Below are 14,954 nucleotides of genomic sequence, written 5' to 3' on the forward strand. Positions count from 1 at the left end.
CGCCGCGCCGGAGCGTACGGTTGACGGGTTCGTCTCAGAAAGAGGTATCGCATGGACGCCGGGCTCAAGCGCGAGCTGGAGCAGAAGGTCCGCTCCGGTGAGCGGCTGACCCGCGAGGACGGCATCGCGCTGTACGAGTCGGACGATCTCGCCTGGCTCGGCGGCCTCGCGCACGAGGTGCGGACGCGGAAGAACGGCGACGTCGTCCACTTCAACGTCAACCGCCACCTCAACATGACCAACGTGTGCACCGCCTCCTGCGCGTACTGCTCCTTCCAGCGCAAGCCGGGGGAGAAGGACGCGTACACGATGCGCATCGAGGAGGCGGTGAAGCTCGCCAAGGCGATGGAGGGCGAGAACCTCACCGAGCTGCACATCGTCAACGGCCTGCACCCCAACCTGCCGTGGCGCTACTACCCGCGCTCGCTGCGCGAACTGAAGGCCGCGCTGCCCGAGGTGTCCCTCAAGGCGTTCACGGCCACCGAGATCCACCACTTCGAGACCATCTCCGGGATGTCCGCCTCCGACATCCTGGACGAGCTGATCGACGCCGGTCTGGAGTCCCTCACCGGCGGCGGCGCGGAGATCTTCGACTGGGAGGTGCGGCAGCACATCGTCGACCACCGCACCCACTGGGAGGACTGGTCCCGCATCCACCGCCTGGCGCACGAGAAGGGCCTGAAGACCCCGTGCACCATGCTCTACGGCCACATCGAGGAGCCCCGCCACCGCGTGGACCACGTGCTGCGCCTGCGTGAGCTACAGGACGAGACGAACGGCTTCCAGGTCTTCATCCCGCTGCGCTACCAGCACGACTTCGTGGACATGAAGGACGGCAAGGTCCGCAACCGGCTCCAGGCGCGGACGCAGATGGCGACCGGCGCGGAGGCCCTGAAGACCTTCGCCGTCTCCCGCCTCCTCTTCGACAACGTCCCGCACGTCAAGGTCTTCTGGGTCATGCACGGCGTCCAGACGGCCCAGCTGGCCTTCCAGCACGGCGCGGACGACATGGACGGCTCGGTCGTCGAGTACAAGATCACTCACGACGCGGACGACTTCGGCACGCCGAACAAGCTGACCCGCGAGGACCTGCTCGACCTCATCCGCGACGCCGGGTTCCGCCCGGTCGAGCGGAACACGCGGTACGAGATCCTGCGGGAGTACGAGGGCCCCGACCCGGAGCGCCGGGAGGCGCCGCAGCCGATGCGGGTCTGATTCCCCGAGGCCGTTCTTCGGCTGCGGGCGGTGGGGGCCGTTCGGCCGTTCGCGCAGTTCCCCGCGCCTCTCTGGGCACACCCTGACGCCTGCTGACAGGGGCGCCGGGACTGTCCCGACGCAGGGGCGCGGGGCTGTATCGATATGCGGCTCCGCCGCGTGGGTGCGACCAGCCCCCCACGCGCCCGTACCCGGCATCCGATCGAACCGCCCCCCGGCGGGTACCCGCACCCCATGGCCACCGAGGACGACTACACCGCACAACCCTTCGTTCCGGACCGCGGCGGCCTGACCGCCCTCCGCAAGGCCGCCGCCGACTGCCACGGCTGCCCCCTGCACCGGGACGCCACCCGGACCGTCTTCGGCGCCGGAAAGGCCTCCGCCCGCGTCATGCTCGTCGGCGAACAGCCCGGCGACCAGGAGGACCGGCGGGGCGAGCCCTTCGTCGGCCCCGCCGGGCGGCTGCTCGACCGGGCGCTGGCGGAGGCCGGCGTCGACCCGGCGGACGCGTACGTCACCAACGCCGTCAAGCACTTCAAGTTCACCCGGACCGAACCCCGCAAGCGCCGTATCCACAAGGCGCCCACCCTGCGCGAGGCGGCCGCCTGCGGCCCCTGGCTGGCCGCCGAGCTGGACCGCGTCAAGCCCGAGCTGATCGTCGTCCTCGGCGCCACCGCCGGCAAGGCGCTGCTCGGCTCCGCGTTCCGGGTCACCCGGGTGCGCGGCACCGTGCTGGAGGAGGAGATCCACGGGCACCCCGAACGGCTGGTGCCGACCGTGCACCCCTCGGCGGTGCTGCGGTCCGACGACCGGGACGCCGCCTACCAGGGGCTGCTGTCGGACCTGAAAGTGGCTGCACGGGCACTTTCGTAATGGTTACTATGGCTGCGTGTCCCTTACTTTCACTTTCGATCCGGCCGTCACCCCCGAACTCCGCGACGGCGTGCTCGACCTGTGGACCGACGTGTCCAACGCGGGCGGCGCCGTGGCCTTCGTGCCGCCCGTGACGCGCGAGGAGGTGCGCCCGGCGCTGGTCAAGCACATGGTCGGCATGGCCGAGGGCGGCACCCGCCTGCTCGTCGGCCACGACGAGGAGGGCCGGGTGGCCGCCACCGCGTTCCTCGTCCAGAACACGCACCGGCTGATGACCCACTGGCTGTGGCTCTACACGGTCATGGTCCACCCCCGCCACCAGGGCCGCGGCTACGGCCGGGACCTGATGACCGCCGCCGCGGAGGCGGCCCGCACCCTCGGCGGCATCGAGGCGATCCGCCTCACCTGCCGCGGCGGCCTCGGCCTGGAGCGGTTCTACGAGTCCTGCGGGTACAAGGAGGTCGGCCGGATCCCCGCCGCGATCCGCGTGGCGCCGGGCGACGACCGCGACGACGTCTTCATGCTCCTGCCGCTGACCTGACCTGACCTGACCTGACCTGACCTGGCCTGGCCTTCGCCGTCGGACGGCCCCTGGCGGCGAACCGAGTGCGACCCCCCTGCGGGACGGGGACCCCGGCATGTTTCACTGGACGGTGCCCCTTTGTGCCGGAAACGGAAGAGTGGATTGAGATGCTCCGCTACACGCTGATGCGCCTCGGGATCTTCGCGGGTTGCCTCGTGGCCGTCTGGGGCCTCGTCTACGTCGGAGTCTTCCCGCGCGGTCTCGGCGACTCCAACGGCATGTGGATCCTCCTGCTCGCCCTGCTGATCTCCGCTCCCATCAGCTACATCGCCCTGCGCAAGGAGCGCGACCGCGCCTCGGAGCGGGTCGTCCAGCGCGTCGACCGCATGAAGGCCAACCTGGACGCCAACCGCGGCCAGGAGGACGTCGCCGACGACACGGCGCGCGCCCAGGGCCACGCCTCGGCCTCGTAACGCCCGTCACACGCCCGCACGCCCCGGCTTCCTAATTCACGGGAAACCGGGGCGCTTTGCGTTTTGCGGGCGTTGGTGCACTCCTGCCTCTCAAAGTGAGGCTTTGAGTGTCCCAAAGCGCCAGTGTTAAAGTCGTGTGCATGAAGCAAGCAGCCGCGCCCCTCACACCGCAGCGCCTCGCGCTCGTGGCGCGCCTGCACGTGGACCTCTGCCGGTGCGCGTCCGCGAACTGTCGCCCCTGACGTTCCCCCTCATCCCGCCGTCCTCCACGTCTTTCCACGTCTCTCCGCGCCCCACGTCAGCTCAGCGCCATCCCCGCGTCCCGTCCCCTTACGGAGCATGTCCGTGTCCTCTTCCTCGTCAGTGTCCTCGGTCACGAAGTACCTCAAGGTCCCCTTCTGGGCGCAGATACTCGCCGGTCTCGTCCTCGGCGTGCTGCTGGGCTGGCTGGCCCGCAGCCAGGACATATCCTGGCTGGTCACCACCCTGGAGAAGGTCGGTGACACCTTCATCGGCCTGCTGAAGCTGGCCGTCGCCCCGCTCGTCTTCTTCGCGATCCTGGTGTCGATCACCAACCTGCGGAAGGTCAACAACGCGGCGCGCCTGGCGTCCCGCACCCTCCTCTGGTTCATGATCACGTCGCTGATCGCGGTGGCCATCGGCCTCGTCATCGGCCTCGTCACCAACCCCGGCTCCGGCACCGGCCTCACCCCGGCCGACGGCGCCAAGCCCGAGCACACCGGCTCCTGGATCGACTTCCTGACCGGCATCGTGCCGACCGACGTCATCACGCCGTTCACCGAGCTGAACGTCCTCCAGATCGTCTTCATGGCCGCCGTCGCCGGCATCGCCGCCCTCCAGCTCGGCGAGAGGGCCCAGCCGATCCTGAACCTGAGCGAGTCCGTCCTGGAACTCCTCCAGAAGGCCCTGTGGTGGGTCATCCGCCTCGCCCCGCTCGGCACCGTCGGCCTCATCGGCAAGGCCATCGCCACCTACGGCTGGGACCTTCTCGGCAAGTACGCCACCTTCACCGCCGACATCTACGTCGGCTGCGCGATCGTGATGTTCGTCGTCTACCCGACGCTGCTGGCCACCGTCGCCAAGGCGAGCCCGCTCCAGTTCTTCAAGGGCGCCTGGCCCGCCATCCAGCTGGGCTTCGTCTCCCGCTCCTCCGTCGGCACCATGCCGCTCACCCAGAAGGTCACCGAGCGCCTCGGCGTGCCGAAGGAGTACGCGTCCTTCGCCGTCCCCTTCGGCGCGACGACCAAGATGGACGGCTGCGCCGCGGTCTACCCGGCCATCGCGGCGATCTTCGTCGCCCAGATCTTCGGCATCGACCTCGGGGTCGGCGACTACCTGCTGATCGCCTTCGTGTCCGTCGTCGGCTCCGCCGCCACGGCCGGCCTCACCGGCGCCACGGTCATGCTCACCCTGACCCTGTCCACCCTGGGCCTGCCCATGGAGGGCGTCGGCCTCCTCCTCGCCATCGACCCGATCCTGGACATGATGCGCACGGCCACGAACGTGGCGGGCCAGGCGCTGGTCCCGGTGATCGTCTCCGCCCGCGAGGGGCTGCTCGACCGCAAGGCCTACGACGAGGCCCACGCCTCGCCGATCGACGAGCCCGAGCGGGAGAAGCAGGAGTCGGAGCCGGTTCCGGTCGCCGCCTGACCTCGGTGATCAGGGCGTCGGCACCGCGCTGGGGTCCTGATCACCGCCGCACGGACCGTACGCTGATGCGCATGGGTGCCCAGAAGACCACCAAGCGGATGCCGCGTGCGGTCCGTGAGCAGCAGATGCTGGACGCGGCCGTGAGCGTCTTCGGACGGCGCGGCTACATGGCGGCGTCGATGGACGAGATCGCCGAACTGGCGGGCGTCTCCAAGCCGCTGGTCTACCTCTACCTGAACTCGAAGGACGACCTCTTCACCGCCTGCATCCGCCGCGAGGCCCGCGCCCTCACCGAGGCGGTGCGGGCCGGTGTGCGTCCGGGGCTCTCCGCGGACGGGCAACTCTGGTCGGGCCTGCGGGCGTTCTTCACCCACACCGCCCACCACCCGGACGCCTGGCGGATGCTGCACCTGCACGCCCGTACGCACGGCGAGCGGTTCGCGGCCGAGGTCGCGGCGATGCGCGCGGACATCGTCGCGTTCGTGACGCAGCTCATCGCGGCGGCGGCCCGGGACGCGCACCAGGACCCGCACCTGCCCGAGGGAGAGGTCGCCGGGCTGGCCGAGGCGCTGGTCGGGGCCGCCGAGTCGCTGGCCGACTGGGCGGGCGCCACCGAGGGCGTCACCGCGAAGCAGGCGGCGGCGACCCTGATGAACTTCGCCTGGGCGGGCCTGGGCGACCTGATGGCGGGGCGCCCCTGGTCGGCACCGGAGGACCCCGAGCCCGAGCCCGAGCCGGAGTCGGAGCCGGAGTCGGAGCCCGTGCGGGAGCCGGAGCCGGAGTCGGGGGCTGGGTCGGGGTCGGATCCAGAGCCGGAGCCGGGATCGGAGCCCCAGCCTCATCCGCAGCCCGGACCGGACCCTCACCTCCAGCCCGGACCGGACCTCCAGCCCGGACCGGACCCCCAGCCCGGACCGGACCCCCAGCCCGCCCCCCGATCGAACCCTCAGCCCGGCCCGCAGCCGGCGCACCGCCCCGTGGCTCAGGCCGCCGGGTAGGGGCCGACTCGGCCGGGCGCCCGGTAGGGCCCCACCTCGCCGGACACGTGCAGTCGCCGCCCGTCCCCGCCGCGCAGCTCGAACCGGCCGTCTCCGGCCCCGTACGTCACCGTCCCCGGCAGCAGCACCGGTGCCCGGAAGTCCGCCCGGACCACGGCCGCGTCCGGCGTCCCGTGTTCGGCCAGGCACCGGGCCACGGTCCACATGCCGTGCGCGACGGCCCGGGGGAAGCCGAACAGGCGGGCGGTGAGCGGGTGCAGGTGGATGGGGTTGCGGTCTCCGGACGCGGCGCCGTAGCGCCGCCCGACGTCACCGGCGAGCCGCCACTCGGCGAGGGCGGGCAGGGGCGCGGACGGTTCCGGCGTCTTCGCGGGCGCCTGCGGGGACGGGTGCGCGGCGTTGGTGCGGTGCCGGGCGAGGTACGTGCTGCGGGACTCCCACACGGGCGCCGCGCCGGGCCCGCCCGGCGTGCGGTCGGTGCCGCCGCCGGCGCGCAGTTCCGTGACCACCGACGCCTCGGTGCCCCGCCGGTGCGCGGTCAGGCCCTCGATGTGCACGGCGAGTTCGTACGTGCCCGTCGCGGGCATCGGGGCGCGGCGGGTGATGCTGATCGACGTGTGGACGAGGCCGAGCAGGGGCAGCGGGAAGCGCCGGCCGCTCATCAGGCGCATGGCCAGCGGGAAGGCCAGCACGTGCGGGTAGGTGACCGGGAGCGCGTCCGCGCCGGTCGCGAACCCGCAGGTCCTTTCGTACGCCGCCAGCCGCGCCAGGTCGATGCGCAGGCCGGGCAGGACAAGGCGGGCGCGGGGATAGTCGGCGTCGGGGCGGGGGCGTTTGAGGGGCGAGAGCAGGGCGCCGCGGGCGAGGAGCGGGGCGAGCGCGGGAGCGGTGGTGAGGGGCGTGGCGGCAGGGGTCGTCGTGGTCATCACGCCCCCAGCAGGCTCTGGCCGCAGACCCGGACGACCTGGCCGTTGACGGCGCCGGAGGCCGGGTGGGCGAGCCAGGCGGTGGTGCGGGCGACGTCGACGGGCAGGCCGCCCTGGGCGAGGGAGCTCATGCGGCGGCCGGCCTCGCGGATGAACAGGGGGACCGCCGCGGTCATCTCCGTCTCGATGAAGCCCGGCGCCACCGCGTTGACCGTCACCCCGTGCTCGGCGAGCGCGCGCGGCGCGAGGGAGCGGACCAGGCCGACGACACCGGCCTTGCTGGCGCCGTAGTTGGTCTGGCCCGCGTTGCCCGCGAGCCCGGCGATCGACGCCGTGGCCACGATCCGGCCGCCCCGGTTGACGGCGCCCGCCGCGAGCAGCGCGTCGGTGGTGCGCAGGACGCTCGCGAGGTTGACGTCGAGGACGGAACTCCAGCGGGCGGCGTCCATGTTGACCAGGCGCCGGTCGCGGGTGATACCGGCGTTGTGGATGAGGATGTCGAGTCCGCCGGGCACGGCGGCGGCGATGCGTTCGCCCGCGTCGGCCGCCGTGACGTCGAGGGCGAGGGCGGTGCCGCCGAGGCGTTCGGCGGCCCGGCGTGCCGCGTCGCCGGCCTGCGGAACGTCGAGGACGACGACCTGCGCGCCCTGCCCGGCCAGCGTCTCGGCGACGGCCGCGCCGATGCCGCGCGCGGCGCCGGTGACGAGGGCGGTGCGCCCGGCGAGCGGGAGTTCCCAGTCGTCCGGGGCGGTCACCGGGTCCGTCGCCGCCCGTACCTCGATCACCTGTCCGCTGACGAAGGCGGAGGCGGGGGAGAGGAGGAAGCGGAGGGTGGACTCGGCGGCGCCGGCGTCCGCACCGGCGATCCGGACGAGGTTGACGGTCCTGCCCCGCCCGACCTCCTTGCCGAGTGAGCGCGTGAAGCCCTCCAACGCCTGCTGGGCGGCGGCCTGGTGGTGGTCGGCCGGGTCGAGCGGGGCGCCGAGCACCACGACGCGTCCGCCGGCCGTGACGGACCGCAGGACGGGGTGCAGGGCGGCGTGCACCTCGGCGAGCGTGTCGACGTCGCGTACGCCGGTGGCGTCGAGGACGACGGCGGCGGGCCGGCCGTTCTCGTCCGCGGGCAGGCCCGCGCGGGCCAGGACGGGGGCGAGGCCGAGGTCGGTCTTGCCCGCCGTGAGGTGGAGCAGACCGCCGTCGAGGGCGTCGCGCCGCAGCGGCGCGGGTTGCGGCAGGCCGAGCCGGCGGGTGAGGAAACGGCCGGGTGCGGTGCCGGTGAAGCTGAGATAGCGGTCGGCCATGTCGTGATCTCCCCAACAGCGGCTGTACGGTTGCCCAGATCTACTTACTCTGGAGTAAGGTTACCGGAGGTAATCCTATGTCACGGGTGAGGAGCAGGTCGAGATGAGCCCATCGGCACCGCGGTCGACGCGCCGCGTCGCGGTCATCGGCGGCGCACGCGTCCCCTTCGCCCGTTCCGACGGGCCCTACGCCACCGCCTCCAACCAGGAGATGCTCACCGCCGCCCTCGACGCCCTGGTCGACCGGTTCGGCCTCCAGGGTCCGGGCGCGGTCGGCGAGTTCGTGGCCGGCGCGGTCCTCAAGCACAGCCGCGACTTCAACCTCGCCCGCGAGACGGTCCTCGGCTCGGCCCTGGACCCGCGCACACCGGCGTACGACATCCAGCAGGCCTGCGGCACCGGCCTCCAGGCCGTGATCGCCGCCGCCAACAAGATCACTCTCGGCCAGACGGAGTCGGCGGTCGCGGGCGGCGCCGACACGGCGAGCGACGCCCCGCTCGGCGTCAACGACCGTCTGCGCCGCATCCTCCTGGAGGCCCGCCGGGCGAAGTCCCCCGGCGGGCGCGCGAAGGCCCTCGCCGGGATCCGCCCGGGCCACCTGGTCCCCGACATCCCGCGCAACGCCGAACCGCGCACCGGGCTGTCGATGGGCGAGCACGCGGCGGTGACCGCCCGGGCCTGGGGCATCACCCGCGAGGACCAGGACGCGCTGGCGGTGACCAGCCACCGGCGGCTGGCGGCGGCCTACGAACGCGGCCTGTTCCAGGACCTGGTGGTCCCCTTCCGCGGCCTGGACCGCGACCAGAACCTGCGCCCCGGCTCGACGGCGGAGAAACTGGCCGCGCTGAAGCCGGTGTTCGGGCTCGACGGGCCCGACCCCACGATGACCGCGGGCAATTCGACGCCCCTCACGGACGGCGCGGCCACCGTGCTGCTGGCGAGCGAGGAGTGGGCCGAGGCCCGCGGCCTCGAGCCGCTCGCGTACCTCACGGCGTACGAGACGGCGGCCGTCGACTTCGTCGGCGGGGACGTGACGGGCGGCGGTGCGGCGCGCGATGGTGTGGCGGGCGGTGACGCGGCCGGTGGTGCGGCCGGAGGCGGGGACGGACTGCTGATGGCCCCGGCGTACGCCGTCCCGCGGATGCTGGAGCGGGCCGGCCTCGGCATCGAGGACTTCGACCTCGTCGAGATCCACGAGGCCTTCGCGTCCCAGGTCCTCGCGACGCTCGCCGCCTGGGAGAAGCTGGGCCTGGCCCCGGTGGACCGAGACCGTCTGAACGTGGCGGGCTCCTCCCTCGCCACCGGCCACCCCTTCGCCGCGACCGGCGCCCGGATCGTGGCGACGCTGGCCGCCCTGCTCGCCGAACGGAACGGACCGGGGCGCGGACTCGTCTCCCTCTGTGCGGCGGGCGGCCAGGGTGTCACGGCGATACTGGAACGAACGTGACCTACCCTCAGGTTTCCGTCGGGACTGCACACACCCGACGCGGGACCGCCCCCGAACGCGCACCAACTCCCCACTCCGGGGCCGTACGATCCCGAGACTGACCGCCGGTGACCCCTGTCCGCGGAGCCCGGCGATGAACGCCTCGGCGCGCGAGGCACGTACGTCATGCAGCAGAGCACAGCAGCGACAGCCGAAAGCTGTAAGCAGAGAGCTTGGGCAGAAGCGCAGTCCTTGCTGGAAGCCGTGTCCTCGCTGCACGTCCCAGGAGCCGCCCGTGTCCACCCCGCTTCCGTCCTTCGCCGCGTCCGCCGCCTACGCCGACTCGCCCGGCCCCACCATGGTGGCGCCCGAGACCCGGCGGCTGGACGGCGCGGTGCGGGAGGCATACGTACCGCCCTTCGCCCCGCCGGTGCACCGCGGGTCCCTCGCCGACCTGCCCTTCGACAACGCGGCCGCCGTACCGGACCAGGCGGTCCTCAGCCGCCGCTCGCCGGACGGGGACTGGTCCGAGGTGACGGCGGCCGAGTTCGCGGGGCAGGTCCTCGCGGTGGCCAAGGGCATGATCGCGGAGGGCCTGATGCCGGGCGACCGCGTCGCGATCATGGCGCGGACGACGTACGAGTGGACCCTGCTCGACTTCGCCGCGTGGGCGGCCGGCCTGGTCACCGTCCCGATCTATCCGACCTCCTCCCTCTTCCAGACCCGCTGGATCCTCCAGGACTCCGGCGCCGTCACCCTGGTCACCGAGACCACCGCGCAGGCGGCCGCGCTCGGCCCCGAACTGGACCGCATACCCGACCTCAGGCACCTGTGGGTGATGGAGAAGGGCCACGTGGAGCGCCTGGCCGAACTGGGCGGACGGCTCCCGGACGCGGAGGTGGAGGTGCGCCGCGGCATGCTCGGCCCGAGCACCCTGGCCACCCTGATCTACACCTCCGGCACCACCGGCCGCCCCAAGGGCTGCGTGCTGAGCCACGGGAACTTCTTCGCCGAGGTCGACAACGCGATCGAGCTGCTCTACCCCGTCTTCAAGGCGGAGACCGGCGAGGAGCCCTCGATCCTGCTCTTCCTGCCCATGTCGCACGTCTTCGGCCGCATGGTCGCCGTGGCCTGCGTCCGCGCCCGGGTCCGCCTGGGCCACGCGCCGAGCCTGAAGCCCGCCGACCTGCTTCCCGACCTGGCCGCCTTCCGCCCGACCTGCCTCCTGACCATCCCGTACATGCTGGAGAAGGTCTACAACAGCGCCCGCGCCAAGGCCGAGTCCGGCGGCCGGGCCGCCGCCTTCGACCGCGCCGCCTCCGTGGCGGTGCGCTACGGCGAGGCCAAGGAGGCCCGCCAGACCGGCACGGGCAACGGCCCCGGCCGCGGCCTGCGCGCCGCCCGCTCCCTCTACGACCCCCTCGTCTACCGCAAGATACGGAACGCGATGGGCGGCCGGGTCAAGTACGCGATCTGCGGCGGCTCCCCGCTCGGCCGCCGCCTGGCCGCCTTCTACGCCGGAGCGGGCATCGACATCTTCGAGGGCTACGGCCTCACCGAGACGACCGCGGCGGCCACCGTGACACCACCGCTCCAACCGCGCCTCGGCACCGTCGGCTGGCCCCTGCCCGGCACCCGCGTCCGCATCGCCGCCGACGGCGAGGTCCTCATCGCGGGCGACCAGGTCCTGCACGGCTACTGGGACCCCCAGGCGGGCGGTGTCGTCCCGGCCGCCCCCGACGGCTGGTTCGCCACCGGCGACATCGGCAGCCTGGACGACGAGGGCTACCTGACGATCACCGGCCGCAAGAAGGAACTGCTGATCACCGCGGGCGGCAAGAGCGTGGCCCCGGCCCCGCTGGAGAACTGGCTGCGCTCCCACCCCCTCGTCTCCCAGTGCATGGTCCTCGGCGACCGCCGCCCCTACGTATGCGCCCTGTTCACCCTCGACCCCGACGGCGTCAACCACTGGCGCCGCATGAACGGCAAGCACCCGGTGCCGCCGGAGCTGCTGACCGACGACGCGGACGTCCACGCGGTGCTCCAGCGCGCGGTCGACGAGGCCAACAAACTGGTCTCCCGACCGGAGTCCATCCGCCGCTTCGCCGTCCTGCCCAGGGACTTCACCGAGTGGGAGGGCCACCTGACCCCCTCGATGAAGCTCCGGCGCGAGACGATCATGCGGGACTTCGCGGGAGTGGTGGAGGGCCTGTACGACGGACAGCCCGGTCCCGGGACCCCCGGCTTCAGCGGCGGGCGATGAGGCAGGCCTGCGGGACCTGGGCCGAGGCGTCAGACTCCGGTATGCGCACGGTCCGCGACAGCACCGTGAACCCGGCCTCCTCCAGCAGCCGGGCCATCGGCTCCGGCCGCCGCCGCTCGAAGTCCAGGGCGACCGGGTGACCCCACGGGCGGTCGTGGTGCCGGGGCTCGTCCCCGACCTGGAAGCCGAGGAGCAGGTGCCCGCCCGGCGCCAGCACGCGCCGCACCTCCCCGAAGAGGTCCGGCAGCCGCTCCCACGGCGTGTGGATCGACGAGTACCAGGACACGGCCCCCGCGAGCGCCCCGTCGGGCAGGTCCAGCTCCAGCATCGACCCCTGCTCGAACCGCAGCCCCGGGTTCTCGCGGCGGGCGATCTCCAGCATCGAGGCGGACAGGTCGAGCCCGAAGACCCGCAGGCCCAGCGCGGCCAGGTGCCCGGTGACCAGGCCGGGCCCGCACCCGAGGTCGGCCACCTGCCCGTCCGGCCCCACCAGCTCGGCGAAGGCACCGAGGAGCGCCCGGTCCAGCGGGGCGTCGGCGAGTACGGAGCGGAAGCGGTCGTGGTAGTCCTCGGCGACCGCGTCGTAGAAGGTCCGGGTGCTGGCCACGAAGGCGGGATCGGTCATGCCACGGACCCTAGCGACAGCCACTGACACCGGCGTGGGCCGGAGACAGCCACTGACTCCGGCGTGGGCCGGCGAAATCCGGGTGAACGCCGGTGAATCCCGCGAAAAGGGCAGGAGCCCCGTCGCCGGAACGGCGCGGGGCTCCTTGGGTACTGCTGTCAATCAGACAGGAGTGACATTCTCCGCCTGCGGGCCCTTAGGACCCTGCGTGACGTCGAAGGACACCTGCTGGTTCTCCTCGAGGGACCGGAATCCGGTCGCGTTGATCGCGGAGTAGTGGACGAAGACGTCGGGGCCGCCGCCTTCCTGGGCGATGAAACCAAAGCCCTTTTCGGCGTTGAACCACTTCACGGTTCCGGTAGCCATAAGCCCTCCTTGGGCTCAAAGGGTTGCCCTGCTCCAGAACCAGCAAGTGTGAAGATGTTAAATTCCGCACAACTGCATACGCCTGAGAACGACGAGAGCCCGCGGTCACATGCTCCGCAGGCTCTGTACTGCAAGGGAAACCAAACTGCAACTTGCTGTGAGCCTAGCACGCAGGCCCCCCGGCGCAACAGAGGCCAAGATCACTTCACCCGAACGTTTGAACACCTGCGCCGTTCGGCTGACCCCGGGGGTCGAAGGCGGGCCGATACGCCGGGAGGTCTAGCCTCACGATGTGGATAATTCTCGCACCCGGCCGCGTGTCGGCCACATCCAGTTCCTGAACTGCCTGCCCCTGTACTGGGGGCTCGCGAGAACAGGCACGCTCCTCGACTTCGAGCTGACGAAGGACACCCCGGAGAAGCTCAGCGAGCAGCTGGTGCAGGGCGATCTCGACATCGGCCCCGTCACCCTGGTCGAATTCCTCAAGAACGCCGACGACCTCGTCGCCTTCCCCGACATCGCCGTCGGCTGCGACGGCCCGGTGATGTCCTGCGTGATCGTCTCGCAGGTCCCGCTGGACCGGCTGGACGGCGCCCGGGTCGCCCTCGGCTCGACCTCGCGCACCTCCGTACGCCTCGCCCAGCTCCTGCTGGCGGAACGCTTCGGCGTCCAGCCGGACTACTACACCTGCCCGCCGGACCTGAGCCTGATGATGCAGGAGGCCGACGCGGCCGTCCTCATCGGCGACGCGGCCCTGCGCGCCAACATGATCGACGGCCCGCGCTACGGCCTCGACGTGCACGACCTGGGCGCGCTGTGGAAGGAGTGGACGGGCCTGCCGTTCGTCTTCGCGGTCTGGGCGGCCCGGCGCGACTACGCGGAGCGCGAGCCGGTCATCACCCGCAAGGTGCACGAGGCCTTCCTCGCCTCCCGCAACCTCTCCCTGGAGGAGGTCGACAAGGTCGCCGAGCAGGCGGCCCGCTGGGAGGCCTTCGACGAGAAGACCCTCGCGAAGTACTTCACCACCCTCGACTTCCGCTTCGGCGGCCCGCAGCTGGAGGCGGTCGGCGAGTTCGCCCGCCGGGTCGGCCCCACCACGGGCTTCCCGGCGGACGTGAAGGTGGACCTGCTCGGCACCTGACACGCCCGGGGCACCCGCGGCGGCGGCCCACTACCCTGCTGGCACACACCGGCGTACGGGGGAGGGGTGGACGCCATGCGGGACGCCGTACGGCCGCTCGATGTCGACGAGCCCACGGCCGTGGGGCCCTACCGGCTGCTCGGCCGGCTGGGCTCCGGCGGCATGGGCCGGGTCTACCTGGGCCGCAGCGCCGGCGGCCGCACGGTCGCGGTGAAGATCGTGCACCCGCACTTCGCGCTGGACGAGGAGTTCCGCACCAGGTTCCGGCGCGAGGTGGACGCGGCGAGGCGCGTCGGCGCCGCCTGGACCGCGCCGGTCCTGGACGCCGACCCCGAGGCGCGCGTGCCGTGGGTCGCCACGGCGTACGCGGCCGGCCCCTCCCTCACGGCGGCCGTGGCGGACGGCGGCCCGCTGCCCGCCCACTCGGTACGGGCGCTCGGCGCGGGCCTCGGCGAGGCGCTGGCGGCGGTGCACGAGCTGGGCCTCGTCCACCGCGACGTGAAGCCGTCCAACGTCCTCCTCACCCTCGACGGCCCCCTCCTGATCGACTTCGGCATCGCCCGTGCCACGGACGGCACCGCCTCCCTGACCTCGACCGGAGTCTCGGTCGGCTCGCCGGGCTACATGTCCCCGGAGCAGATCCTCGGCAAGGGCGTGACGGGCGCGGCAGACGTCTTCTCGCTGGGCGCGGTCCTGGCGTACGCGGCAACCGGACGGCCTCCCTTCCCCGGGGACTCCTCGGCGGCGCTGCTCTACAAGGTCGTCCACGAGGAACCGCAGCTCGACGGCCTGGCCGACCTGGACGGTGACGTGCGCGACCTGACCGCGTCCTGCCTCGCCAAGGACCCGTCCGCCCGCCCGTCCCCCGGCGAAGTGGCCCGGCGCCTGGCCCCCGGGGGCGCGGCCCGCCTGGTGACCGGCGGCTGGCTGCCGGGCGCGCTGGTGGAACAGGTCAGCCGCGGCGCCGTACAGCTGCTGAACCTGGAGGCGGCGTCGGAGGCGCCCGCGGGGGAGGCGTCGGGACCCGTGGGGTTCAGCCGGCCGTCGGTGGCGGCGGGCGACGAGGCCGCTGTGGGGGCGGCGGGCGAAGCCGGGACGGCGACCCCGGCCTCCGGTGTCTTCGGCCCGCCCCCGCAGATGCCACCGACCACCC

At 72.7% G+C, this 14,954-nt stretch carries 14 protein-coding genes and 1 pseudogene; 11 read left to right on the forward strand and 4 right to left on the reverse strand.

Annotation, left to right across the window (positions count from 1 at the left end):
- Positions 1 to 51: 51 nt before the first annotated feature.
- The 7 genes and pseudogenes from mqnE to HZS56_RS09980 form a co-directional block, all read left to right on the forward strand.
- The gene (gene mqnE / locus HZS56_RS09955; RefSeq protein WP_216720359.1) at positions 52 to 1,215 is read left to right on the forward strand and encodes an aminofutalosine synthase MqnE; all 1,164 of its coding nucleotides are present in this window, start codon (positions 52 to 54) and stop codon (positions 1,213 to 1,215) included.
- 234 nt (positions 1,216 to 1,449) lie between these two features.
- Positions 1,450 to 2,088, forward strand: a complete 639-nt coding sequence (locus HZS56_RS09960; protein WP_216720360.1) for a UdgX family uracil-DNA binding protein — start codon at positions 1,450 to 1,452, stop codon at positions 2,086 to 2,088.
- Between the two features lie 16 nt (positions 2,089 to 2,104).
- Positions 2,105 to 2,629, forward strand: a complete 525-nt coding sequence (locus HZS56_RS09965) for a GNAT family N-acetyltransferase (protein ID WP_216720361.1) — start codon at positions 2,105 to 2,107, stop codon at positions 2,627 to 2,629.
- A gap of 149 nt (positions 2,630 to 2,778) precedes the next feature.
- Positions 2,779 to 3,084 (forward strand): DUF4229 domain-containing protein, encoded by a 306-nt coding sequence (locus HZS56_RS09970; RefSeq protein WP_216720362.1) that lies wholly within the window; start codon positions 2,779 to 2,781, stop codon positions 3,082 to 3,084.
- Positions 3,085 to 3,224: 140 nt separating this feature from the next.
- Positions 3,225 to 3,326 (forward strand): putative leader peptide, encoded by a 102-nt coding sequence (locus tag HZS56_RS39055; RefSeq protein ID WP_374201113.1) that lies wholly within the window; start codon positions 3,225 to 3,227, stop codon positions 3,324 to 3,326.
- 97 nt (positions 3,327 to 3,423) lie between these two features.
- On the forward strand, positions 3,424 to 4,755 hold the full coding sequence (locus HZS56_RS09975; RefSeq protein ID WP_216720363.1) for a dicarboxylate/amino acid:cation symporter: 1,332 nt from the start codon (positions 3,424 to 3,426) through the stop codon (positions 4,753 to 4,755).
- Positions 4,756 to 4,826: 71 nt separating this feature from the next.
- A pseudogene (locus tag HZS56_RS09980) lies at positions 4,827 to 5,471 on the forward strand (TetR/AcrR family transcriptional regulator); the annotation flags it as partial.
- Between the two features lie 266 nt (positions 5,472 to 5,737).
- Here HZS56_RS09980 and HZS56_RS09985 read toward each other — a convergent pair.
- The gene (locus HZS56_RS09985; protein ID WP_216720364.1) at positions 5,738 to 6,679 is read right to left on the reverse strand and encodes a MaoC family dehydratase; all 942 of its coding nucleotides are present in this window, start codon (positions 6,677 to 6,679) and stop codon (positions 5,738 to 5,740) included.
- Entirely contained in the window at positions 6,679 to 7,980 is a 1,302-nt protein-coding gene (locus tag HZS56_RS09990) for a 3-oxoacyl-ACP reductase (protein WP_216720365.1), read from the reverse strand. The genes HZS56_RS09985 and HZS56_RS09990 overlap by 1 nt, the downstream gene beginning before the upstream one ends.
- A gap of 103 nt (positions 7,981 to 8,083) precedes the next feature.
- Between HZS56_RS09990 and HZS56_RS09995 the strand changes: the two genes are divergently transcribed.
- Positions 8,084 to 9,427 (forward strand): acetyl-CoA C-acetyltransferase, encoded by a 1,344-nt coding sequence (locus HZS56_RS09995; RefSeq protein ID WP_216720366.1) that lies wholly within the window; start codon positions 8,084 to 8,086, stop codon positions 9,425 to 9,427.
- Between the two features lie 274 nt (positions 9,428 to 9,701).
- Positions 9,702 to 11,669, forward strand: coding sequence for an AMP-dependent synthetase/ligase (locus HZS56_RS10000; RefSeq protein WP_216720367.1), 1,968 nt, complete (start codon positions 9,702 to 9,704; stop codon positions 11,667 to 11,669).
- Here HZS56_RS10000 and HZS56_RS10005 read toward each other — a convergent pair.
- Together HZS56_RS10005 and HZS56_RS10010 are read right to left on the reverse strand one after the other, a co-directional pair.
- The gene (locus HZS56_RS10005) at positions 11,653 to 12,294 is read right to left on the reverse strand and encodes a class I SAM-dependent DNA methyltransferase (protein ID WP_216720368.1); all 642 of its coding nucleotides are present in this window, start codon (positions 12,292 to 12,294) and stop codon (positions 11,653 to 11,655) included. The two genes, HZS56_RS10000 and HZS56_RS10005, sit on opposite strands and share 17 nt — an antisense overlap.
- 162 nt (positions 12,295 to 12,456) lie before the next feature.
- A complete protein-coding gene (locus HZS56_RS10010) occupies positions 12,457 to 12,660 on the reverse strand; it encodes a cold-shock protein (protein WP_004984723.1) in 204 nt (67 codons plus the stop codon).
- Between the two features lie 292 nt (positions 12,661 to 12,952).
- Between HZS56_RS10010 and HZS56_RS10015 the strand changes: the two genes are divergently transcribed.
- Both HZS56_RS10015 and HZS56_RS10020 read left to right on the forward strand, forming a co-directional pair.
- Positions 12,953 to 13,801: a menaquinone biosynthetic enzyme MqnA/MqnD family protein gene (locus HZS56_RS10015; protein ID WP_216720369.1), complete on the forward strand. Its 849-nt coding sequence runs from the start codon at positions 12,953 to 12,955 to the stop codon at positions 13,799 to 13,801.
- Positions 13,802 to 13,876: 75 nt separating this feature from the next.
- Positions 13,877 to 14,954, forward strand: a 1,078-nt coding sequence (locus HZS56_RS10020) for a serine/threonine-protein kinase (protein WP_216720370.1), incomplete at its 3' end; no start/stop codon positions are given.

It is taken from the genome of Streptomyces mayonensis (genome assembly GCF_018982965.1).
In the GTDB taxonomy this organism is placed as follows: domain Bacteria; phylum Actinomycetota; class Actinomycetes; order Streptomycetales; family Streptomycetaceae; genus Streptomyces; species Streptomyces mayonensis.

Coding starts and splice junctions, on each gene's coding strand:
- mqnE (WP_216720359.1), top strand. CDS start 52: ATGGACGCCGGGCTCAAGCGCGAGCTGGAGCAGAAGGTCCGCTCCGGT.
- HZS56_RS09960 (WP_216720360.1), top strand. CDS start 1,450: ATGGCCACCGAGGACGACTACACCGCACAACCCTTCGTTCCGGACCGC.
- HZS56_RS09970 (WP_216720362.1), top strand. CDS start 2,779: ATGCTCCGCTACACGCTGATGCGCCTCGGGATCTTCGCGGGTTGCCTC.
- HZS56_RS39055 (WP_374201113.1), top strand. CDS start 3,225: ATGAAGCAAGCAGCCGCGCCCCTCACACCGCAGCGCCTCGCGCTCGTG.
- HZS56_RS09975 (WP_216720363.1), top strand. CDS start 3,424: ATGTCCGTGTCCTCTTCCTCGTCAGTGTCCTCGGTCACGAAGTACCTC.
- HZS56_RS09985 (WP_216720364.1), bottom strand. CDS start 6,679: ATGACCACGACGACCCCTGCCGCCACGCCCCTCACCACCGCTCCCGCG.
- HZS56_RS09990 (WP_216720365.1), bottom strand. CDS start 7,980: ATGGCCGACCGCTATCTCAGCTTCACCGGCACCGCACCCGGCCGTTTC.
- HZS56_RS09995 (WP_216720366.1), top strand. CDS start 8,084: ATGAGCCCATCGGCACCGCGGTCGACGCGCCGCGTCGCGGTCATCGGC.
- HZS56_RS10005 (WP_216720368.1), bottom strand. CDS start 12,294: ATGACCGATCCCGCCTTCGTGGCCAGCACCCGGACCTTCTACGACGCG.
- HZS56_RS10010 (WP_004984723.1), bottom strand. CDS start 12,660: ATGGCTACCGGAACCGTGAAGTGGTTCAACGCCGAAAAGGGCTTTGGT.